The following is a 23,166-nucleotide window of genomic DNA, read 5'->3' on the forward strand; positions in this document are numbered from 1 at the left end:
TTTCACCTTTCAGCGTATCCTTTAAATACTGAATCTGAGTGTCCACTTTTGCCTCTGTAAGATAATCCCTGACGGCTGCCAGTATAACAGCTTCCTGACAGATCAATTCCGGTCTGCGCCATTTATCGAAGTCAAAAAGGGAATCTGCACCAAGAATAAAATACAGATCTGAATCCGGATAGATTTTATGCATATGATGCAGAGTTTGATAGGTGTAATTGGTGGAATGTTTTTCTGTTTCATAACGAGAAAGAGAAAATTTTTCGTTTCCTTCAATTGCAAGACGTATCATTTCGCACCGATGCTGTGTCATCTGCTCTCCGGTAAATTTTTTGTGGGGAGCATAGCCGGTGGGCATAAATATGACCCGGTCAAGATGATACTGTTCACATGCATTTTCTGCAATGATTAAATGCCCATAGTGAATGGGATTGAAAGTACCACCCATGATTCCAATTCGCTTTTCTGCATTATGATTCATGATGTTCACCTCTATTTAGAAGGTAAAATAATTTTGGGATCCTTTTTGTCAGGCCTGTATAATACAATTTTTTTTCCGATAACCTGCACTACCTGTGCATGGGTTCTTTCCGCAATTACTGATGCGATTTCTTTTGGGTCATCGAAACAATTTTTCAATACTGCCAGTTTGATAAGCTCATGGGTAGAAAAAGTTTCGTCGATTGCCTGAACAACCTCCGGCGTCACACTGGCCTTTCCAATCTGAATGATTGGGTTTATATTCATGGCAAGCCCTTTTAAATATGCTCTCTGTTTACTGGTCATAATACGCTCCTGTTCTATTTATAGTAGTCAAAGGATAAGCCATACATACGGACAGTATCGCCCTCCTGGATGCCAAGTTTCTCTAACTGTTCTAAGATACCCTGGTCTTTTAAAAATCTCTGGAAAAATAAAAATCCTTTTTCAGAATCAATATTTGTATAGCCCAGCATTTTTTCAATCCGGGGACCTTCTACTACATATTCATCTTCTTCCTGATCATAGGTTACAGTATAAGGTTCATCGCTGAAAACAGAAAGTTCAGGGAAATATTCCTGTTCAAAAATAACCGGAGCTGAATCTACAGTATCCAGCAGTTTTGAGACATCATATAAAAGCTCTTTCAATCCCTGGCCGCTGACTGCAGAAATTGGATATACTTTGATTCCCTGAGGTTCAAATTCTGCTTTTAATGCTGCGACAGGATCGCTGTCTTGTGCATAAACTGCATCAATTTTATTTGCCGCAATTACCTGAGGCTTTTTGATTAATTCCGGATTGTAGGCTTCTAGTTCTTTATTAATGGCGTAGATATCAGAAATGGGCTCCCGCCCTTCTGTAGATGCGGCATCTACCATATGGATCATGACCTTTGTACGTTCAATATGCTTTAAAAATTCATGTCCCAGTCCCACTCCTTTAGAAGCGCCCTCAATCAGTCCTGGAATATCTGCCATTACAAACCCTGCTGCGCCCTCCAGATCCACAACACCAAGATTAGGATTTAAAGTTGTAAAGTGGTAGTTGGCAATTTTAGGGTCTGCATTTGTAACCCGGGAAAGCAGCGTGGATTTTCCAACATTTGGAAATCCAACAAGACCCACATCTGCTATTACTTTCAGTTCAAGATAAACTAAAAGTTCAATGGCAGGCTGTCCCGGCTGGGCATATTTTGGCGCCTGCATGGTAGATGTTGCATAATGCTGATTCCCGTTGCCGCCCCGTCCGCCTTTTAATACAATCTGTCTTGTATTACCACCGGACATATCTGCGATTACTTTACCGGATTCTGCTTCCTTGATCACAGTACCGGCAGGAACTTTTACGATAATATCTTCGCCGTTTTTACCGTGACAGTTTCGTTTTTTACCTTCTTCACCGTTTTGCGCGGCATATTTTCTTTTGTGACGGAAATTTACAAGAGTATTCATTCCCTCGTCTACCTGGAAAATAACGTCTCCGCCTTTTCCGCCGTCCCCACCGTCAGGACCGCCGTTGGGCACATATTTTTCCCGGCGGAAGCTTACATGGCCGTCTCCGCCTTTTCCTGATTTTATAATAATTCTTGCACTGTCTGCAAACATAATTTTCTTTCCTTTGATTATAATAGAATAGACTCGGCTGCGTCAGTCGAGTCTATGAAAGTCCTATGTTCGGATAATAATTAATTATTATTCGTTAGTTGAAACCGGATATACGGAAGCCTGTTTTTTGTCTCTTCCTTTTCTTTCAAATCTTAATACACCGTCAACTTTTGCGAATAAAGTATCATCTCCACCGATGCCTACATTAACACCTGGATGGATTTTTGTACCGCGCTGTCTATATAAGATATTTCCAGCTTTTACGAATTGTCCGTCTGCTCTTTTGGCACCTAATCTTTTAGATTCGGAGTCACGGCCGTTCTTTGTAGAACCAACACCTTTTTTATGAGCAAAGAACTGAAGATTCATGTTCATCATGTTTCTACACCTCCTTGAATATAACATCGATATATTCACTGTAGTTACGTTCCATTTCCTCTAAGCCCAGGATCAGCGACTGTAAGAGAAGCTGTGAATCATGTCCGAATGTATTCATACGAAATTTGATCTGTCCGCTCTCCTGCTCCGTTTCACTGTTAAAAGAATCCGCCGTCAGTGTTTCTATGGAATTAACTGCTGTAATTACAAGAGAGCTGACTCCTGCGCATACAATATCAAATCCCGGATCTGCATATTCTGCATGTCCCTCACTGTCAAATCCGTGAAAACGGCCTTCTGTGTCCTGGTAAATCGTTATTTGAATCATAACAATTTCCTATCGATTAGCCATTAATTTTTTCGATTTTTACTTTTGTAAACGCCTGTCTGTGGCCGTTTTTCTTATGGTAACCGGTTTTTCTTTTATACTTGTAAACGATAACCTTTTTACCGCGTCCGTTTGCTACAACGGATGCTTCAACACTTGCATTTTCAACAGTTGGAGCTCCTACTTTCAGTTCTCCGTTGTTTACAGCAAGCACCTGATCAAAAGTTACTGTTTCACCAGCTTCCACACCAAGCTTTTCAATGGTAATGATATCGCCTTCGGATACTTTGTACTGTTTACCACCTGTTGCTATAATTGCGTACATATGGCACCTCCTATTTTATCATTACTCGCCAATTTCGGTGTTGTCAAAATGACATACTTCAACCTCATTGTGCGGCATACTCAATTATAATAGCACGGGCCATTACTTACGTCAACTGTTCTTTTAAGGATTTTGAAACTTTTTTTCTGGTCAGTTCCACCAGATTTAACCTGGTCATGTCAACAACCTGCACCGGAACCGGATCCTGGCGGACCGCCTGTGTTAAAGTCTGCAGAAGTTCTTTTTGATCTTCTTTTGATTTTAAATCTATAAAATCAATAATCACAATTCCTGAAATATTGCGCAGACGCAGTTGAAATGCAATTTCAAGGGCTGCTTCTTTATTTAAATCTAAAAAGTGCTCCTGAGGATTTTTTTTCATCATACTTTTTCCGGTATTTACATCTATGACGGTCAGCGCTTCTGTTGGCTCGATAACCAGATACCCGCCGGATTTCAGCCAGACTTTTTTCTGGACTGCACGCTCCATCTGCTTTTCAATATTAAAAAGCGCAGCTAAAGGGAACTGTTTATCCTGATAGAGTGTCAGCGGAACCTGTCTGGACTTTAATATCTCAGAAACAGTATCTTCGATTTCCTCAAAAATATCCGGCTGATCAGTAATGACTGCCTCCAGACTGGAAACATAGTTGTTTTTCAAAGCTTTTAGATAGCCCGGTTCAGATCGCTTCAGACAGGAAAAACAGGTGCGGTATTTGGCATCTTTTAAAAGATTGTCAAATTGCCGTTTTAATAACTGGTATTCTTTTAAAATTTCAGAAGTTTCTGCATCCTTTGCATTGGTGCGAAGAATCAGCCCAAAGGATTCCAGGGAAAGATCGGAAAATAATTCCTGCAATTCTTCCCGCCGTTTTTTATTAATTTTAGATGAGATTCCCAGTTTTTTATTGCCGGAAGTCAGCACACAGCACGTTCCGGCCAGATTAATATTTGTTGTAAGAACCGGAAGCTTCGTCTTTAAATTTTCTTTTGCCACCTGGACTAAAACTTCGTCTCCCTGAACCATATTGGGACTGTTGATTTTTTTTATATAAATTGGATCCTTACAGTCTTCTAGAGAATAATATCCGTTTTTTCCCTTTTCATATTCTATGAAAGCAGCGTTTAAATTTTTTACAATTTTCTGAACACGTCCTACATAAATATTGCCGAGAACACTTTCCTGACAGCTCCTTTGGCAGTTTACCTCCATCAGCTGACAATCACGAAAAAGACCGGTAAGTATAAATGGAGTATCCTGGCCGCCAAAGGAAAATCTGGTTATTACAAGTTTAAGATGTCTGTTGTTTTCCTGGTTCTTACTTCCGGTCAGTTCCGGTTGCTTAATCTCTGATTTATTCATGTTTAGTGTTTTCGTTTCTATGTCTTTCATTTCTGCTTTCTTTATTTTCCTAATTTTTGTTTTTAAGTTCGTAAAGTAAAACTTCCTTTAGCTTCATCTAATCATACAACAGGACTGCCAAAGGCACTTAAAGGAAGAAACCCATGATCTGATTTCGCATAAACGTCTTTTCTTCGTATCTGCCAGTCAAATTTATGGTAATTTTTATTTATATAGTGGTGAAAGTCCTCTACAATCAGTTCAGGTTTAATGTTCTCTTCGCTGCCCGCTGATAAAAACAGATAAAATCCGGCCTCCTGATTTCTCTGATAGGCATTCAGACGATAAATATGTGGTTTTATATCAAGGGTTCGTTCTCCCTTTTTGGTCTGTTTGGTAATTATGATTTCATCACGTTTTGAAAAATAAGAATTCAGATTTGCTTCCAGTTCCAAAAACAACTCTTTTGGTTTTTCTATCGGTTCTTTTACAAATACTTCATATTCTGCTGCGGCAACAATGGCCATTGCCTTTTTGGCATCCTTTGGAAGCTGTACATAATCTGTAATCTCAACTCCTTCCGCCATAACCTGATTTAAAGCGTCCATCGCATCTTTGGAAGATTTTGAGGAATGTACTTCGATATCCAGATATTCTCCGTCGCTGATAATCCCCACACCCAGAGGCGCCGCAAAAGACATAACCTGGTGGGGACTGAATCCTTCCGTATAAACAATATCAATATCTGCCCGCCGGATGGCTTTCTGAAAATAGCGCATCATATCAAGATGACCAATAAAACGCATGCTGCCATATTTTTTAAATTTAATTCTGATTCTCATAGCACACACCCCCTTTGTAGGTCATAGCGCCGCATCCGGAACACTTCTGGCGGCAGTTTGGAGTTATTTTTTCTCTCTGAGAAGTATGCCACTCCCTGAGAAGAAACTCTTTTGTCACTCCGGTGTCAATAAAGTCCCATGGGAAAATTTCATCTTCCCCGCGGATTCTTGTTGTATAAAAATCAGGATCAATGCCGGCACTTAAAAAGGCGTTCATCCAATGATCGAACTTAAAGTATTCGGACCAGGCATCAAAAATACTTCCACTTTCATATACCTTTAAGAGAACCTCACAAAGCCGCCGGTCTCCCCGGGCTAAAATTCCTTCAATGACAGTTACATCAGCTTCATGCCAGTTATAGCGGATACTTTTTCGGTTCAGCTGCTCTTTGACAGCTTCATTTACAACTTTTGCACGGCTTAAAAACTCATCCTTTGTGCACATAGGGAACCACTGGAATGGGGTAAAGGGTTTGGGAACAAAGAAGGAGGTACTGACTGTAATCTGGCATTTACCGTTTCTTTGATCCTTGGGAATTTCATAATAGCGCTCTGCAATTTTTTCTGCCAGCTGAGCAATGGCACGCATATCATCCTCTGTTTCGGTTGGAAGTCCAAGCATAAAGTATAACTTCACCTTCTGCCAGCCGCCGTCAAAGGCAAGTCCGGCGCCATTGATAATATCCTCTTCTGTCAGCCCTTTATTAATCACATCCCGCATCCGCTGAGAACCTGCTTCCGGTGCAAAGGTCAGACTGCTTTTCTTAATATCCTGTACCTTGCTCATAACATCTAAGGAAAAAGCATCAATTCTTAAAGACGGAAGTGAAATATTCACCCCTTTTGACTTAAAGTTTTCTATTAAGAAGTTTAAAAGTTCCTCTAAGTGAGTATAATCACTGGAGCTTAAAGAGCTCAGGGAAATTTCTTCATGTCCTGTATTCTGAAGCATTTGATAAGCTTTATCCTTTAACATTTCAATTCCGCGCTCCCGAAGAGGGCGGTAAACCATACCAGCCTGACAAAAACGGCATCCCCGGATACATCCACGCTGAATTTCAAGTACAACCCGGTCCTGAGTGATTTTGATAAAAGGAACCAGCGGTTTTTCAGGATAAACTGCCGCAGATAAATCTTCCACTACCTGGCGTTTTATAGTTTTTGGAACTCCTTCATACTTTGGCTGAAAGGAAGCAATGGTCCCGTCTTCATGATAAGAAACTTCATAAAGCGACGGAACATAAAGTCCCGGTATTTTCGCTGCTTCCTTTAAAAATTCAAACCGGCTGTAAGAAGAACCTTTCATATCTTGATAAAGGTCAAACAAATCATCATAAACGGTTTCACCTTCTCCGATATAAAAAATATCAAAAAAATCTGCCAGAGGTTCCGGATTGTAGGTGCAGGGTCCCCCTCCTATTACAATGGGATCTGCCTCAGAACGGTCTGCCGCCCGCATTGGGATCTGGCTTAAGTCCAGTATCTGCAGAATATTTGTATAGCACATTTCATACTGAATGGTAATCCCAAGGAAATTCATATCTTTCACTGGTGTCTGGCTTTCTAGGCCAAACAGCGGGATCCTTTGTTCCTTCATGATTTGATGAAGATCCGGCCAGGGCGAATAAACCCTTTCACAGTAGACATCATCCCTTTTGTTAAACATATCATAAAGGATCTGAATTCCCAGATGAGACATGCCGATCTCATATACATCCGGAAAGGCGAAAGCCACCCTGCACTTTCCTTTTGGATCCTTTTTTATCATATTTACCTCATTCCCGATATATCGGGCAGGTTTATCAATTTTTAATAATATTTCATCATCTAAAGCGAGTTTTTTCATGGTTATCCTTTCACTTTTAGTTTCAATCAACTTACAATATTATATATTTTTTGCCAAAGGAGTTCAAGCAAATAAATTATGATTCGTAAGCCTGTATAGAGTTCAGATGCAGCTACAAAGGGACCTGCTGGTTTGCTGTTACACAGGTAAGGGTGCCGTTCAATCATCTCTAACGATGATTTTGCGACACCCTATATAACTCATTAAAATATCTTTTACTGGTTAATTCTCTAATGATGCATTGTCTACTTCATCCACAACTTCATCAAGCCATTGACGTATCCACTCATTGTTTCCCTTATAATATATACCGTCTATAATAATGTCCATTTCGTTGTTTGCTACTGTGTGTATATCACCATTTTTCATCGTAATATCATATACAATGGAAAGTCCACTCGGTTTCGACGGATTTATTGTAAATTTTTCCGCACATTGATTTATCTGTGCTACTACATTATCAAATTCATCTGGTTCAAATATTTTATAGGATTTATCATTTATAGGTGGCTGTACAGTCACTTTTATATTAGATACATTTTCTGTCTTTAAATTCTGTGCCCAATAAATAGGTTTTCTAATTTTAAAAAATAGAAAAAGAAATATCAACAATAGAATAACAATCATAGAAATTAAAACCAGCCTTTTGATTTTTCTATTAAACATAATTTACATTCCTTTTTTAATAAAGCAGGGACTTTATAGTATTGTTAATCTACCACATGAATCTTATCATATCTTCCTGTTCCTGAACCAAATACAGTTCCATTACACATTGAATTATAATTTAACCATCTGTTCGTGACACTTTTCCAAGGATCTATAACATATAAAAGATTATTAGAAGACTTTACACCAGCAATAACTACAACATGACCATTACCTGAATCCCAGTCAAGTTCCATTGCAATTGGGTGTTTCATAGAATAAATATATTTGATAAAAGTTGTCATTGGAACAATATTATACGTTTTTACTTTATGGTTGCTTCCAACTGCATATTGTACAGCTTTCTTTGTTTCAGACGTTGTTGCGCCTTCATTCACTTTAGATCCTTTTACATATTTAACAATAGCGGTCTGTGTTTTTCCAGGACTTGATATATACTTCCCTATCATGCTTGCACTTGCGGCCCAGCACCATTTCGTATCCTCCTGTTTTTGGCGTGTCACGCCTAGTTGTTTAGTATATCCTGAACTAGACGACAGTGTTGCTTCTTCTAATGTTGCGCTATCAATAATACTCTCACTATTTTCTGCCTCTATAAATATATTATCGTATTGGGGATTTAAAGACAACATTACTGCTTCTGAAAAGCTATATATACCTTCCTCCTCTTTCAAAATATTTGTTGCTTCATATGCCTGTTCTTCATACACCGGAATAATATCTTTTGCCTCTTCATCCTGGATAGCAACTATCACAGGATATTCAAATCCTTTTTGAGATGACGCTAAAATTATATTATCATATTCTCCTTCAAATTTTGATATAAAATCATCTAAGCAGATATTATCATTTTGTATAATACCCGCACCTGAAACAGTCCATCTTCCAACATCATCAAGAGATGATCGTAGCTGTTCCTCAGTGAATACTTTTTTGGCTTCTTCAGTTACCGGAGACCCCTTACTTAAAATAATCTCTACTTTGTACCCTGCTACGTCTACATATACGTAATAGGCATAATTTCCACTATCCAATTCCTCTAAAATATCAGTTTCATCGTATATATTCAATTGCAAAATATCAGTATCATTATAACATTTTATAATATCCAGAAAACGAATATCTTCTTTTACATTTACATTTATATTCTCAACCTCAAATACTGCCGAAACAAAATCTACAATTTCATCATTTAATCTGCGAATTTCAGACTGATCTTTTGGAACAACAGATTTTGCCGTATATTTAACTGACGTTTGGATATTTAATTTGAATTGATTATTGTTTATGTCTTGAGCGCTAACAGAAACTCCTAACATGCCATACAGCATGACACTTGATAAAACTATAGAAAGCATTCTTGCTAATGTTTTTTTCATAACTTCTCCTTTCATTATTTTTTCCCTGTGTATTATCATCGAGTTATCAAAGTGCTTTCCAATGGTATTACCTCCTATCCATACAAGAACCTAGTTTTTAATTTATATTAACATATTATCAGATATTTCTCAATATTTTCTGAAAATATGTTGTTTTTTTGTAAAAAGCCTATATAGAATTTCAACACAGCTACAAAGGGACCTGCTGGTTTTCTTTGTTTCTTGTCTTTCTGATTTTGTCAAAAGAAAAAGCAGGAAGTCCTTTTCAAGATTTCCTGCTGGATAGTGCTGCTGTGAGTGTATTACAAGCCGACTTACTGCGTAACAATACAAAACATTTTCAAAGTGATAAACTTGGATTTTATCTATTTCTTCGAACTGTTACCATTCTTGGCCTGCTTTTGTCTCTTTTTTTCTTTTATTCGTTCTTTAAGTTTAAAAAATAATTCTAATGCCGCTTGGTTTGCTATCTGTCCCATAAATACATTCTCCATTCATAAAATCCAAGTCATCTAACAGTTACACCTTCTTGAACTTTCGTTCAAGAAGTATCCCTCGCTCTGCTCGGTCACTTCCTATTTTACAATTGTCCAATTTTCTATATTCCACATAATATCACAGGCATGTCCTGAAAACATTCTGTCTGTATCAATTCCCTTCAATCCATTGACAGCCGCGTAATTTGCATTCATATAAGCAATGGGAATTTCACCGGGATTTTTGGCATAGGCTGTTTCAAAATTCTGATATATCTGCTTTCTTTTTTGGGTATCCTTTTCATGGCGTCCCGCATTTAAAAGAGTATCAATCCGGGAATTGGAATATCCGGTAATATTGGAGCTTCCCTTTGAAGTAAATTTCCGATACAGCTCGTCCGGTTCAAAAGGAACGGCAAAGGTTGTTAAAAATCCGTCTGTTTCCGAATCCTGACTTATTTCATCCACAAGAACCACCTGCATATCAATTCCTGCATTTTTTAGCTGCAAAGATATCATATTGGCAATATCCACCTGTGTGTCCTCAGAAGAAAGAACCTGAATCCGGATGGTAAATTTCTGTCCGTTTCTGACATAAAATCCATCATCACTCTTTTTCCATCCCAGCTTTTCCATCTTTTTGGCAAAGGTATCCAGATCATAGGAATAAATATCAGCTTTTTTGTTTCCGCCAAAAGAATGATACTGAATGGGACTGAATGCGGCGCTTCCGCTGTTTTTCAAAATATTTTTTACAATGGCTCCCTTATCTGCCGCATAATTTAAAACGGTCATAGAATCTGCGTTATTTTCCCAGAAGTCTGATAGATAAGAAAAAGAAATAAAACAGTATTCTGCCGATTGACATTCCAAATGTTCATATAGGGAGGAATCTTTCAACTGTTCCGAAGTAACAGGTCCAATACTGGCAAGGTCTGCCTCTTTGTTTTTTAACATTTCTGCCTTTTCCTGATCATTATTGGCCATCCGGTAAATGACAGTTTCAATTTCAGGAACCTTATCATAATAATATTCATTCCGCTCCAGGCGGATTTCACCGCTGCTATTATCCCAGGATACAAAACGGTATCTTCCGGTGCCTACAGGAGCCTGATTAAATGCTGTTGTGTTCATATTGTCCCCTTCTAGCAGATGAACCGGGAGAATCCCTATGGTGAAATAATTCAGCATAGATGCATTATATTTTTTAAATTTGATTTCCACCGTATATGGCCCGGCAGGCTTCACAGATTCAATATCTGTATAATTACATTCAAGGTCTGAATCCAGGTTTCTATCCTGGGTCAGCAGATTATAGGTAAACACAACATCATCCGCAGTAAAAAGTTCCCCGTCATGCCACATAATACCTTCTTTTAACTGAAAGGTATAAGTCAGTGTTTCTTCATCAAACGCATAGCTTTCTGCAAGATCTGCCACAGGACTTCCATCTTTGCTGTGTTTAAGCAGACCTGAAAATATAAGATCAGAAAGACCTTCACAAGTGTCTAAAAGGGGATTGATTTCAGTTATTTTATTTCCAGCAAAAATCAGCTCCTTATTTTCCTCTGTCTCCTGATTTGTTTCCGAGCTCAGACTGCTGACAGAGATTTCCTCTTCTTTATTCTGGCATCCTGTAAATAAAAACAGTATGCATGCGGCAGCCAGCAGTATACATATATGTTTCTTCATCATTAGAAAAACCTCGTAAATACTTAAAATTTATCAAACTAAGAAAAGTATACCACAGATAGCTGCAAATCAAAACGTCAGGTATTATTTTTCAAAAAAATTTCGTATTTCTGAAAAACAGTTTTTTACATCTTTTAAATCGTAATCCTTTTGAATTTGTGTGACAATTGTTTTTTCCGAAAGATTTTTCCATTGATAGCCGGTCTGATGAATGGTGATAAATCCAAGAAAGCAAAGCACTGCGGCAAGCAGGCGTATTTTCCAGAAGGATCTTATAACGGCAGGTTCCTCATTGGAATAATCTGATTCAAATCTGTCGTGCTTTTTGCGCTCATAGGAAGACGGTGTTTGAAAACTTTCCTTTATCTGTTGAATATATTCTTTTCTGCTGTCATAGTTTGTCTGCATGATTGATTCCTTTCCGAAAAAAAACAGGAGTTTAATACATACGTATGTAAACTCCTGAAGGATTATGTATCAGATTTTTAAAATTATCTTTGAGAAAGCTCCTCAATAACATCATCCCAGCTTAACCCTTTTTCAACCATCAAAACCATAACATGATAAAGAAAATCTGCAATTTCATATTTAATTTCTTCCGGATCCGGATTTTTAGCTGCAATTACAATTTCAGTTGCTTCCTCTCCTACTTTTTTCAGAATTTTATCAATTCCTTTATCAAACAGATAATTTGTATAAGAACCTTCCTTTGGATTTGTTTTTCTGTCCTTAATAATGTTAAATTCATTTTCAAATACCTTTAATGGATTCTTCTCCAGGTATTCTTCTGCCACCAGGTCCTGAAAGAAACAGGTGGGATTTCCGGTGTGGCAGGCCGCTCCTACCTGGGAAACTTTTGCCAGTATTGTATCATGATCACAGTCTAACGTTAGAGACTTTACATACTGAACATGGCCTGAGGTCATCCCCTTTGTCCAGAGTTCCTGTCTGCTTCTGCTCCAGTAAGTCATTTTTCCAATGGACAGTGTAATGTGGAAAGCGTCTTCGTTCATGTACGCCAGCATAAGAACCTCGTTTGTTTTATAATCCTGAACAATGACGGGAATCAGCCCGTCAGAATTCAGCTGAAATTCAGACCAGTCCATATTAGAAGTAAGTCTTCCGGTGGAAATACCTTTTTGGGAGAGAATCTCCTTCAAGCCCATAATATCTGCTCCCGGCTGACTGAAGGAATCGCTGGCAAGCCCTGTGAGAGTATCATCAGCATTGAAAATTTTTACAATCTCATCTTCGGTTACCTCATTAACGATGGGAGTATAAGGGATTTCAGTAACATTTTCTATCGTTCCGATCAATTTCTGATTTAAGATAATCAGTTCACTGATATTTTCTTCTATTAGTTCTTTTTGTTTAAATAATATATCCACATTAAACAGAGACATCGCCGTTTTCTCTTTGCCAAAACGCATGGAGCTTTCTTTTGCCAGCTCTGTGGAAACGGGTTTTAAACTGTTTAAAATAGCCTTTTTACAGCCGGTATAGAGAATTTTTTTAATATCTTCCAGCCGGTTAATGTTTCCTCCTGCGTAAACAGGAATTTCTGATACCCGGTTAATTTTTTTCAGGGTATGCAGGTTTTCCTCATGTTCTTTGTCGTCAGAAGATAAATCGAAAACAAATATTTTATCAACACCGTTATCATTATAGCGGCGTACAGCTGTAAAAAGATCCTCTGCCGGGGTTAAGTCCGAAAAACCCTTTACAGAAATTCCGTCTTTTAAATAAATAGCTGCTATGATGCTTTTTGTTACCATAGTTTCTTATAAACTTCCTTTCGTTGATAATATACCTTCGATGCGCGGATCGTATGAAACGGCTTCATCCAGCGCTTTTCCGAAGGCTTTAAAAATTGCCTCTGCAATGTGATGATTGTTTGTACCGGATAACACACGGATGTGGAGATTCATACCGGCGCTGTAAGATACTGCATAGAAAAATTCACGAATCATTTCAGTATCCATATCACCGATTTTATCACTGGTAAATTCAGCATCAAATCCCAGATATGGTCTGCCCGACAGGTCAATGGCGCATAAAACAAGGGTTTCATCCATGGGAAGCATCATACTGCCATACCGTTTGATTCCCTGCTTATCTCCCAGTGCTTTAAAAATGGCTGTTCCAAGTACGATCCCGGTATCTTCAATGGTATGATGGCAGTCCACAAACAAATCTCCGCTGACAGATGCGGTAAGATCAAAAAAACCATGGCGTGCAAAACCATCTAACATATGATCAAAAAAGCCAACGCCTGTTTTTATATCCGCTTTTCCGCTTCCGTCCAGATTAAGATCTATTTTGATATCAGTCTCCTTGGTTGTCCTGCTTATTTCTGCCATACGCGGCTTTTGCATATCATTTTCCTCCTAATCCTCAAATCTGACGCGAATGGAATTGGCATGGGCAGTCAGCTGTTCACATTCTGCAAACTGTATAATATCTTTATAAATTGGTTCCAGCGCCTCTTTGGAATAAGAAATAATACTGGATTTTTTAATAAAATCGTCAACACTAAGGGGCGAAAAGAATTTTGCAGTTCCATTGGTGGGAAGTACGTGATTTGGTCCGGCAAAATAATCTCCCAGGGGCTCACTGCTGTATTCTCCGATAAAGATGGCTCCGGCGTGTTTAATGCGGGTCATCACTTCAAAAGCATTGGCAGTGACAATTTCTAGATGCTCAGAGGCAATTTCGTTGACAGTATCAATGGCAGTATTAAGGTCCGGAGCAATTAAAATATATCCGTAATTATCCAGGGACTTTTTAATAATCTCTTTTCTGGAAAGCTCATGGGTAAAACGCTGAACTTCTGCTAAGACTTCAGCTGCAAGTTTTTCACTGGTGGTAATCAGGATAGCGGAAGCAAGCTCGTCATGCTCTGCCTGAGATAACAGATCTGCGGCAACATAAGACGGATTTGCAGTTTCATCAGCAAGCACCAGAATTTCACTGGGACCTGCAATAGAATCTATACTTACATGTCCGAAAACAGCCTTTTTCGCAAGGGCTACATAGATGTTGCCGGGGCCCACAATCTTATCTGCCTTTGGGATGCTTTCTGTACCAAAGGCCATAGCCGCAATGGCCTGGGCGCCGCCGATTTTAAAAATGCGGTCTACCCCCGCCTCTTTTGCCGCTACCAGAGTAGCAGGATTGACATTGCCGTTTTTGTCACATGGTGTCGTCATAATTATTTCTTTCACACCGGCAACTTTAGCAGGCATAACATTCATCAGTACAGAGGAAGGATATACTGCTTTGCCTCCGGGAACATAAACCCCTGCCCGGTCAATGGGGGTTACCTTTTGTCCCACCATAATGCCGTTTTCAGAACTATCAAACCAGCTGTACTGTTTTTGTTTTTCGTGGTAGGTTTTAATATTTACAAGTGCTTTCCGTATTACTTTTAAAAGTTCGGGCTGAACAAATTTGTAGGCCATTGCCAGCTCTTCTTCGGTTACTTCTACATTTTCTGCCGTAAGATCTGCACCGTCAAACTTTTTCGTATATTCAAAGACTGCCGCATCTTTTTTTGCCCGGACGTTTTCAATGATTTCGCCAACTTTGCTCTCAAACTCAGTATACTGGCTGGGACTTCGTTTCAGCAGATCTGTCAGCAGACTATTTATTGTATCCTGTGTTAATTTTAAAGTACGCATATTTGTCTCTCCTTTATGCTTCTGTCAGTACTGTGCGCAGATTGTCAATCAGTTTTGAAATTCTTTCCTGTTCCATTTTCATGCTTACCTGATTGACTACCATCCTTGCAGACAGCGGGCAGACTTCTTCTAAAACATTCAGCCCGTTTTCCCGCAGAGTGGAACCGGTTTCCACGATATCAACAATTACTTCTGAAAGTCCCACAATGGGAGCCAGTTCAATGGAACCATTAAGTTTAATAATCTCAACAGTCTGATGCTTTGTATTATAAAAATAATCCTTTGCAATTTTCGGATATTTTGTAGCTACACGAATGAGTTCATGATGCTTTAAAAGTTCTTCTGCTGACTGAGGTCCGCAGACACACATTCTACATTTTCCAAAACCAAGATCTAACACTTCATAAATGTTTCTGCCTTCTTCTAGAATCGTGTCTTTTCCTACAATTCCAATATCCGCAGCACCGTATTCCACATAAGTAGGCACATCAGGACCTTTGGCAAGGAAAAAACGGAGTTTTAATTCCTCATTTACAAAAATCAGTTTTCTGGTATCTTTATCTTTCATTTCCTCACAGGTAATGCCGATCTTTTCAAACATTTCCAGGGTTTTACTGGCAAGCCTTCCTTTTCCAAGTGCGAATGTTAAATATCTCACAGGGCATACCTCCTATAAACAGTAGATGACATCTTTTATGTTAAAATTTTCAGCATATGCTTCAAACATTTCCCTGGATGTATCTTTTGTAAGCTTCATTAATTCTACATTTTCACCGGATTTTCTGAGTTTTCCGGCAATGGTAATGGCATTGGCCTGATTCTGACAGTTGTACACAATCCAGATATTCCGGTTTGCCAGAGGAATCTCTATATTCTGTCTGGATAAAGCGGCCATCAGCTGATCTACCACAATCACAAAGCCTGTGGCAGGCGCATTTTTTCCAAAATAAGTTAAAAGAGTATCATATCTTCCGCCTTTTACAATGGCCTCTCCTGTTCCGAAAGTATATCCGGAGAAAATAATGCCCGTGTAATATTCAAGACCGGACAGCATTGCCAGCTCATAAGAGACATACTGATCAACCTGATACAGTTTTAATATTTCATCCAGCTGTTCTAACCGTTCCAGGGCCAGATAGATTTTTTCATAATTCTTAGCCTTTTCCTTTGCCTCTTTGATATGAGAAGTCTGTATCATAAAGGTTTTCAGCATTCCAAACAAATCAATTAAGTCGGGATCAAGGGAAACATGTTTTACAAGTTCCTCTACTGCGTAAAAATTTTTGTTGCTGATAAAATCTTTAATTTCTTCTTCCGTTGTCTCATCAAATCCGGCGGCCTTTAAAAGTCCTTCCAGAAAATCCACATGACCGATACTGATCTGAAAATCAGTCAGTCCCGCATTTTTTAACAAATTGACCGCAAGCGAAATCATTTCCGCATCTGCATCCACAGAAGGATCCCCGATTAGTTCGGCTCCGGACTGGGTACATTCCTTTAACCGGCCCTGATAGCTGGAATTATTAATAAATGTATTTCCTGTATAACAGAAACGGAGGGGGATCTTTTCATCCATAAAATATTTGGAAGCACAGCGGGCAATGGACGGAGTAATATCCGGCCGCAGCACCAGCGTATTGCCTTCCCGGTCAAAAAACTTATACAGATCTTTAGAAGGGGTGGAGCCGATTTCCTTCCCAAAAATATCAAAAAATTCAAAAGCAGGGGTTTGAATGGGATGATATCCGTATGTTCTTAATACAGACATAATACCGTTTTCAAGTGCCAGCTTCCTTTCACATTCTTCGCTGTAAATATCCCGTACTCCCTCAGGAGTATGCAGTAATTCTCGTTTCACGCAAAATCCTCCATTCTTGTCCTTTGTAACCGGAATCACTTTAGTGTGCTACCATGCTACCAAAATAAACTTTGCTTATTATAAAAGATTTTATTTAAAAAGTCAAGAGAAAGGACCGTTTATTCCCGGGACGCAAGGTCCATCTGCATGGGATCCAGATATGGAACCAGCAGGGCGCCGTTCCTTTGAAAAAAGTAGGCAGGATCCAGCTCATCATATCGAAAGCTTTTTCTTCCGCCCTTTTGACAGCGGTTCCAGAACCTCATCAGCTGGCGCAGGCTCAGGTAATAAAACTGGTCCTTTTTTATAAAATACAGGATCAGAAACGCGATTCCCCCCTGCTTTTCAAAGTTTTCCATAAAGATGATCTGATGCTCATGGATATTCTGGAGAGGAAAGGTCTCTGCCTGGCATTCTTTTGCATCAAAGCAGACAGGAATCCCCTGCACCGCCCCAATATAATCCACAGTACTCTTCTGTTCAAAATAAGCAAGAGTAATATGCCGGTGCTGTTTATCAATATTTACCGGTGTAATGGGTGTTGGAATCTTCTGAATCAGAGCGAGATTGTGCTCTAGATATTTTTCATTCGTCCGGTTAATAAATTCTTCTAAAGTGGAACCTCTAAGGCCCCTGGAATTCCATGTGGGCATTATACGATTCCTCTTTTAGCAAGGGCTTCGCTGATTTCATAGTAAAGAATATTTTCTTTTTCAACAGCAAATTTCCCGTCTTTTAAAGTCAGAAGATTGACACAGCAGTTTGGCTGGCGGATGCTCCAAAATTCATCCAGGTCCATTTTGCGGATCCTTGTCAGTACCGCCCGGATAAAAGCGCCGTGGCAGACAATTAAAATTGTATTACATTCATGTTCCAACGGTTTTATTTCATTTTGAAAAAAGTCTTCTGCACGTTCATATACTGCTTCAAAGGTTTCCGCATCCCCAGAAGCCTGATAGTTACTGGGAACCGAAAAGCAATTTCGAATATTGCTGTCTGCGGCTGTAATTTCTTTTATATTTTTTCCTTCGTATACTCCAAAACACATTTCACGGATTCTTAAATCTGTGATAATTGGAGCTTTTTGTTTTTCGTTTATAATTTCCGCTGTTTTTACCGCTCTGATATAAGGGCTGGTATAGATTCGGTCAAATAAAATGCCGTCCTTTTCAAATCCGTCTCTTGTATGTTCTGCCAATTGGATTCCATAGGGAGTCAGTTCAATGTCAGAGGAACCTTGAATCAGTCCCTGGCTGTTCCAATAGGTTTCTCCGTGGCGCATAATATAAATATTCATCTCATTATCCTCTTTTATCTGTCATTGTATCAAAAGCTTTCCGAAAATTCTCAGGGGGCGGCGCAGTCCATTCCCGGCCGTCGGGCATAATCATTTTCCAGGCGTGAAGCAGCTGGCCGGATATGCCTGTTCTGCTTTTTAAAAACTGGTTTATATTTCGATCTCCGTATTTATAATCCCCAAGAACAGGGTGTCCGATAGAGGCTAAATGCGCCCGGATCTGATGAGACCGTCCGGTAATTAAATGCACCTGCAAAAGCGTTGCTTCTTCTGCTGTTTTCAATGGTATATAGCTAGTCTCAATAAAATCCGCTCCCTCAAATGGCTTTGTATGTATTTCTACTTTATTAGACCCGGGATCTTTTTTCAGATAACCTTTTAAATGCCGGTTCTTTGTAACTTTTCCTTTTACAATGCACAGATAATATTTTTTCAGTGTCCGGTCCTTTAAAAGCTCTGCCATCTGCTGCAGCCCCCGGATAGATTTCCCGGCAGTTAAAAGTCCGGAGGTGTTGCGGTCCAGCCGGTTGCAGATCGAAGGGCGGAAAGTCAAAAGATCTTCCTTTGTGAGCTGTCCGCTTTCTAACAGATAGTCCAAAACAAAATCATTCGCGGAATCATCCTGTGGCGCTGCTTTTTGGGACAGCAGACCGGCAGGCTTATTCAGAATCAGAATATCATGATCTTCATATACAATCTGAGGAATCAATCTGCCGGGGACTTTCTTTACAGGCGACCGTTTTTTACAGCCGGTCTCTTCTGCCGGTTTTACTTCTTTTTTAAATGCTGTCTCCTTTGCCGGCTTTAATGAAAATTTATCAAAAGTATCATCCGATAAGTACAGCTTTATCCGGTCACGGCCGGCCAGACATTCCTGGCCGGTGGCTTTTTTATCATTTAGTACAATATTTTTTTTCCGAAGCATTTTATAGATAAAACTTTTTGGTGCCTGGTTTAACAGTTTTGCCAGATACCGGTCCAGGCGCTGGCCTGCCTCAAAGGGTTTGATTTCAAATTCTTTCATAAGAGTTATACTTTCTTTTTATGGACATTCCGAATGGTTTTCTTTTTCTTCGGTCTGTTTTTTCCTTCTGGTTTATTTTTAGATGCCTGATAGCCGGTCCCCGGCTTTTGTCCCCTTCTTGGACGGATCAGGCATTTCTTATCGTACCCTATAAGATCCAGCCGGCCGGCCAGTTTCAGCGCTTCGTATACCAGATCATAGTTTTTGGGATTGCGGTATTGAATCAGCGCCCGCTGCATAGCCTTTTCATGAGGATTTACAGCTGTATAAACCGGTTTCATAGTCCGAGGATCCAGTCCGGTATAATACATGCAGGTAGAGATGGTGGAAGGTGTTGGATAAAAATCCTGTACCTGCTCCGGCATATAACCCAGATCTCTTAAATACTCCGCCAGTTCTACTGCTTCTTTTAAAGTGGAACCGGGATGGGAAGACATTAAATAGGGCACCAGAAACTGTTTTTTCCCTATAGCCTCATTGATTTTTTTATATTCTGTTACAAATCTATTGTAAACATCTACAGAAGGTTTTCCCATTTTTTCCAAAACTGCATCAGAAATATGCTCCGGGGCCACCTTTAACTGGCCGCTGACATGATGCTGGCATAGTTCGTGAAAAAAGGTACGGTCCGAATCGTACATTAGATAATCAAACCGGATGCCGGAGCGGACAAATACTTTTTTAACATTTGGCAGTTCTCTGAGGCTGCGCAGCAGATGCAGATAATCTTTATGGTCTACCTTCAGATTTTTGCAGGGTTTTGGAAACAGACACTGTTTTTGGGGGCAGACGCCCTGCTCCATTTGTTTGTCACAGGAAGGAAAACGAAAATTGGCAGTAGGCCCGCCTACATCGTGGATGTATCCTTTAAAATCCGGATCCCAGATGATCTCTTTGGCTTCTCTTAAGATGGATTCATGGCTTCTGGTCTGAATAATTCTGCCCTGATGAAAGGTCAGTGCGCAAAAATTGCAGCCGCCAAAACATCCACGGTTACTTACAAGACTGAATTTTACCTCTTCAATGGCAGGAACCCCGCCTGCCTCCTCATAAGACGGGTGAAAGGTCCGCATAAAGGGCAGGCTGTAAACACTGTCCATTTCACTTTGAGTAAGGGGTTTCGCCGGCGGATTCTGTACTACATACAGATGGCTGTTGTAGCTTTCCACCAGCCGCCTGCCGGAAAAAGGATCCGTATTGCAGTACTGGATATAAAAGCTTTCTGCATAGGAACGTTTCTCTTTCAGAATTGTCTGATAATCCGGAAGGGTAACAGCATCGTAAACGCTCTCTAAAGAACCGGTGCGGTAAACGCTTCCGTCGATAAAGGTCAGATCTTTGATATCAATACCGCTTTGCAGCGCTTCGGCAGTCTCTATAATGCTGCGCTCTCCCATTCCATAAAGTAACAGATCAGCGCCTGAGTCCAGCAGAATCGAGCGTTTTACCTTATTGGACCAGTAATCATAATGGGCAAGGCGTCTTAAGCTTGCCTCAAGCCCTCCGATAATAATGGGAATATCCTTGTAACTTTGCCGGATCAGATTACAGTATACAATCGTGGCGTAATCCGGCCTTTTTCCCATAACACCTCCCGGGGTAAAGGCATCCTTTGTTCTTCGTTTTTTGGAAACGGAATAATGGTTTACCATGGAATCCATATTTCCGCCGGTTACAAGAAAGCCCAGTTTGGGCCTGCCAAAAATCTGAATGCTTTTTTGATCTTTCCAGTCAGGCTGGGAAATAATACAAACGGAAAAACCATTTGCTTCCAGCACCCGGCTGATCACAGCATGTCCAAAGGAAGGGTGGTCTACATAGGCGTCGCCAATGACATATACAAAATCCGGCTGTGTAATACCTCTTTCTTCCATTTCTTTTCGATTGACTGGCAAAAACTCATTCATGGGAGCACCTCATAATCTGACTGTAATATCTGAAAATAATCGTTAATGTAAAAGTCTGCAAGTTCCCGTTTCCGGGTTCTTTGATCTGCCGAATAGGCATCTTCAACAGCGCAGACTTTCATGCCTGCACGCTTTCCTGCCAGAATCCCCATGGGAACGTCCTCAAAAACAAGACATTCTTCTGGGGAAATCTTTAAAAGCTCTGCAGTTTTTAAGTATACATCCGGAGCTGGTTTCCCGGCGGAAACATCACAGCTTGTAACAGACACATCAATATAACCGGTAAGACTGCGGGCCTCTAAAAATGCATTCAGCAGATCCCTGGAATTGCTGGTGGCAATTCCAATTTTTACAGACCGGCTTTTTAAGTATGTCAAAAATTCAAGGATACCTGGCTTTAACGCCACATGATACTGATACTGTTCTATGGCCTGGCTATGCCAGACTGCCTTTAATTCTTCCACTGTTTCCGGCAGTGAAAAAGTTTTTACAAAGTATTCTGCGGTTTCTGTAAAGCTTTTGCCTTCGATATCCTGCTGCAGTGTCTTTGGAACAGTAATTCCCCTGTTTTTAAAAAATAGATGGTCAATATCGGTCCAGACGGTCATGGAATCCGCCATCGTTCCGTCCAGATCAAAAATGACAGCTTTTGTTTTATGTAACATAATTTATTCCTTTAGTTTTTTAATTTCTTCTTCTGTGAGCATCCGGTATGCTCCCGGAGGGAGGGATTCATCCAGAGTCAGACTTCCCATGGAAATTCGTTTCAGATAGAGAACAGAAAGCCCTACTGCCTGAAACATCCGCTTAATCTGATGAAATTTTCCTTCTGTGACAGTAACAGATACTTCTGATTCTTCCGATGCCGAATGAAAAATCTTAAGAAGAGCCGGTCTTGTGGTTTTTTCTTCTCCGATATCAAGGCCGCTAAAAAACAGCTTTATCTCATGATCGGTTACCGGCCCGTTTACCCGGGCAATATAAGTTTTCGTCACGTGATGGGCGGGAGATAACAGTCTGTGGACTAAGGCTCCGTCATCAGTTATTAAAAGCAGTCCCTCAGTGTCAAGATTCAGCCGCCCTGCCGGAGCCATATTTTTGTGGAGATCAGAGGGCAGATAATCCATAACTGTTTTGTGAATCTGATCTGTAACGGCGGTTACGCAGCCCGCCGGTTTGTGAAACATAATATATTGAAACTGACTGTGATGTAATGTGCGGCCCTGAAACTTTACAATATCTGTTCCGGGGGTTAGTTTCATGGAACTGTCGGCAGCGGGAATATCATTTACCGTTACAAGTCCCTGGCGCACGGCCCGTTTCATTTCTGATCTTGTGCCGCACCCACAGTCTGTTAAGTATTTATCTAATCGGATTGTTTTCATGCTGTATCTTCTTTATTATAGTCATAATTATGATAGTGATAGGATAATGTTTTTTCCGTAAGCTTCTGAAGATATGGATATGGATTCAAGGCTTCATCACTTCCTTCTTTGTCAGGGAGATAAAATCCCACATGAAGATGTGTTGCAAATTTTCCGGTGGTTCCTTCCTTTCCGTATCCGGTATCACCGATAAAACCAATGCATTCTCCCGCTTTTATTTCCTGTCCTTCTTTGATATCCGGCATATAGGACTGCAGGTGGGCATAATAAAGGTAAAGTCCGCTGTCTGTCCGGATACCAACCCGATAACCGCCAAGCTCAAGCCAGCCAAGCTTCTCCACAACACCGTCGCTCATGCTGACCACCGGATAAATTCCCGGTTCATTGAGATCCGTCATGATATCTGTTCCTTCATGATGGCGGTCTCCTCCATATGTACGGCTCTGGTTCCAGGTATCTACATAGCTGAAGGAAAGGCTCTCGTCATCCAAAGAGACTGGAATCGGAAAAAATTCCAGCTCCTTAAGGATTTCGGATTGTTCTGTTTTTTTCAGCACTCTGTTTGATGAAAGATTCCTGGTAATTGCATACTGCATCAGAATGTCAAACAGAATGATTATCACAAAAAGCAGTAACCATAGTTTTCTTTTT

25 protein-coding genes are annotated in these 23,166 nt (G+C 40.1%); all 25 read right to left on the reverse strand.

Annotation, left to right across the window (positions count from 1 at the left end):
• A partial coding sequence (gene nadD / locus OCV88_RS02715; protein WP_158424408.1) for a nicotinate-nucleotide adenylyltransferase occupies positions 1-481 on the reverse strand: 481 nt, incomplete at its 3' end.
• An 11-nt stretch (positions 482-492) separates the two neighbouring features.
• On the reverse strand, positions 493-786 hold the full coding sequence (gene yhbY, locus OCV88_RS02720; RefSeq protein ID WP_158424092.1) for a ribosome assembly RNA-binding protein YhbY: 294 nt from the start codon (positions 784-786) through the stop codon (positions 493-495).
• A gap of 14 nt (positions 787-800) precedes the next feature.
• On the reverse strand, positions 801-2,087 hold the full coding sequence (gene obgE, locus OCV88_RS02725; RefSeq protein ID WP_158424093.1) for a GTPase ObgE: 1,287 nt from the start codon (positions 2,085-2,087) through the stop codon (positions 801-803).
• An 87-nt stretch (positions 2,088-2,174) separates the two neighbouring features.
• Entirely contained in the window at positions 2,175-2,465 is a 291-nt protein-coding gene (rpmA, locus tag OCV88_RS02730) for a 50S ribosomal protein L27 (protein WP_158424094.1), read from the reverse strand.
• Between the two features lie 4 nt (positions 2,466-2,469).
• Entirely contained in the window at positions 2,470-2,793 is a 324-nt protein-coding gene (locus OCV88_RS02735) for a ribosomal-processing cysteine protease Prp (protein ID WP_158424095.1), read from the reverse strand.
• Between the two features lie 16 nt (positions 2,794-2,809).
• A complete protein-coding gene (gene rplU, locus OCV88_RS02740) occupies positions 2,810-3,118 on the reverse strand; it encodes a 50S ribosomal protein L21 (RefSeq protein ID WP_158424096.1) in 309 nt (102 codons plus the stop codon).
• Positions 3,119-3,224: 106 nt separating this feature from the next.
• Positions 3,225-4,511 (reverse strand): ribonuclease E/G, encoded by a 1,287-nt coding sequence (locus OCV88_RS02745; protein WP_262590610.1) that lies wholly within the window; start codon positions 4,509-4,511, stop codon positions 3,225-3,227.
• 71 nt (positions 4,512-4,582) lie between these two features.
• Complete coding sequence (locus OCV88_RS02750; protein WP_158424097.1) at positions 4,583-5,302, reverse strand: TIGR03936 family radical SAM-associated protein; 720 nt, start codon at positions 5,300-5,302, stop codon at positions 4,583-4,585.
• On the reverse strand, positions 5,286-7,148 hold the full coding sequence (locus tag OCV88_RS02755; RefSeq protein WP_158424098.1) for a TIGR03960 family B12-binding radical SAM protein: 1,863 nt from the start codon (positions 7,146-7,148) through the stop codon (positions 5,286-5,288). Before OCV88_RS02755 ends, OCV88_RS02750 begins: the two co-directional genes overlap by 17 nt.
• A 222-nt stretch (positions 7,149-7,370) precedes the next feature.
• Positions 7,371-7,814 (reverse strand): hypothetical protein, encoded by a 444-nt coding sequence (locus OCV88_RS02760; RefSeq protein ID WP_158424099.1) that lies wholly within the window; start codon positions 7,812-7,814, stop codon positions 7,371-7,373.
• A gap of 44 nt (positions 7,815-7,858) precedes the next feature.
• On the reverse strand, positions 7,859-9,196 hold the full coding sequence (locus OCV88_RS02765; RefSeq protein WP_262590611.1) for a papain-like cysteine protease family protein: 1,338 nt from the start codon (positions 9,194-9,196) through the stop codon (positions 7,859-7,861).
• Positions 9,197-9,771: 575 nt separating this feature from the next.
• Positions 9,772-11,367: an ABC transporter substrate-binding protein gene (locus OCV88_RS02770; RefSeq protein ID WP_158424101.1), complete on the reverse strand. Its 1,596-nt coding sequence runs from the start codon at positions 11,365-11,367 to the stop codon at positions 9,772-9,774.
• A gap of 81 nt (positions 11,368-11,448) precedes the next feature.
• Positions 11,449-11,772, reverse strand: coding sequence for a hypothetical protein (locus tag OCV88_RS02775; RefSeq protein ID WP_158424102.1), 324 nt, complete (start codon positions 11,770-11,772; stop codon positions 11,449-11,451).
• Positions 11,773-11,855: 83 nt separating this feature from the next.
• Complete coding sequence (gene hisIE, locus OCV88_RS02780) at positions 11,856-13,139, reverse strand: bifunctional phosphoribosyl-AMP cyclohydrolase/phosphoribosyl-ATP diphosphatase HisIE (protein ID WP_158424103.1); 1,284 nt, start codon at positions 13,137-13,139, stop codon at positions 11,856-11,858.
• 6 nt (positions 13,140-13,145) lie between these two features.
• Positions 13,146-13,739: an imidazoleglycerol-phosphate dehydratase HisB gene (hisB, locus tag OCV88_RS02785; RefSeq protein ID WP_317258582.1), complete on the reverse strand. Its 594-nt coding sequence runs from the start codon at positions 13,737-13,739 to the stop codon at positions 13,146-13,148.
• A gap of 12 nt (positions 13,740-13,751) precedes the next feature.
• Positions 13,752-15,044: a histidinol dehydrogenase gene (hisD, locus tag OCV88_RS02790; protein WP_158424104.1), complete on the reverse strand. Its 1,293-nt coding sequence runs from the start codon at positions 15,042-15,044 to the stop codon at positions 13,752-13,754.
• Positions 15,045-15,057: 13 nt separating this feature from the next.
• Positions 15,058-15,702 carry an ATP phosphoribosyltransferase gene (gene hisG, locus OCV88_RS02795; protein ID WP_158424105.1) on the reverse strand — a complete coding sequence of 215 codons (645 nt, stop codon included), beginning with the start codon at positions 15,700-15,702 and terminating at the stop codon, positions 15,058-15,060.
• 12 nt (positions 15,703-15,714) lie between these two features.
• On the reverse strand, positions 15,715-16,902 hold the full coding sequence (gene hisZ / locus OCV88_RS02800) for an ATP phosphoribosyltransferase regulatory subunit (protein ID WP_158424106.1): 1,188 nt from the start codon (positions 16,900-16,902) through the stop codon (positions 15,715-15,717).
• Positions 16,903-17,021: 119 nt separating this feature from the next.
• Positions 17,022-17,555 (reverse strand): Holliday junction resolvase RecU, encoded by a 534-nt coding sequence (locus OCV88_RS02805; RefSeq protein WP_158424107.1) that lies wholly within the window; start codon positions 17,553-17,555, stop codon positions 17,022-17,024.
• Positions 17,555-18,199 (reverse strand): histidine phosphatase family protein, encoded by a 645-nt coding sequence (locus OCV88_RS02810; RefSeq protein WP_158424108.1) that lies wholly within the window; start codon positions 18,197-18,199, stop codon positions 17,555-17,557. The genes OCV88_RS02805 and OCV88_RS02810 overlap by 1 nt, the downstream gene beginning before the upstream one ends.
• A gap of 4 nt (positions 18,200-18,203) precedes the next feature.
• Entirely contained in the window at positions 18,204-19,223 is a 1,020-nt protein-coding gene (locus OCV88_RS02815) for an RluA family pseudouridine synthase (protein ID WP_158424109.1), read from the reverse strand.
• Positions 19,224-19,228: 5 nt separating this feature from the next.
• Positions 19,229-21,130 (reverse strand): YgiQ family radical SAM protein, encoded by a 1,902-nt coding sequence (locus OCV88_RS02820; RefSeq protein ID WP_158424110.1) that lies wholly within the window; start codon positions 21,128-21,130, stop codon positions 19,229-19,231.
• The gene (locus OCV88_RS02825; RefSeq protein WP_158424111.1) at positions 21,127-21,795 is read right to left on the reverse strand and encodes an HAD family hydrolase; all 669 of its coding nucleotides are present in this window, start codon (positions 21,793-21,795) and stop codon (positions 21,127-21,129) included. Before OCV88_RS02825 ends, OCV88_RS02820 begins: the two co-directional genes overlap by 4 nt.
• A gap of 3 nt (positions 21,796-21,798) precedes the next feature.
• Positions 21,799-22,515, reverse strand: coding sequence for a pseudouridine synthase (locus OCV88_RS02830; RefSeq protein ID WP_262590612.1), 717 nt, complete (start codon positions 22,513-22,515; stop codon positions 21,799-21,801).
• Positions 22,512-23,138: a M23 family metallopeptidase gene (locus OCV88_RS02835; protein ID WP_158424112.1), complete on the reverse strand. Its 627-nt coding sequence runs from the start codon at positions 23,136-23,138 to the stop codon at positions 22,512-22,514. Before OCV88_RS02835 ends, OCV88_RS02830 begins: the two co-directional genes overlap by 4 nt.
• Positions 23,139-23,166 lie beyond the last annotated feature (28 nt).

Origin of the sequence: Brotonthovivens ammoniilytica, assembly GCF_025566885.1 — a bacterium.
GTDB lineage: Bacteria > Bacillota > Clostridia > Lachnospirales > Lachnospiraceae > Brotonthovivens > Brotonthovivens ammoniilytica.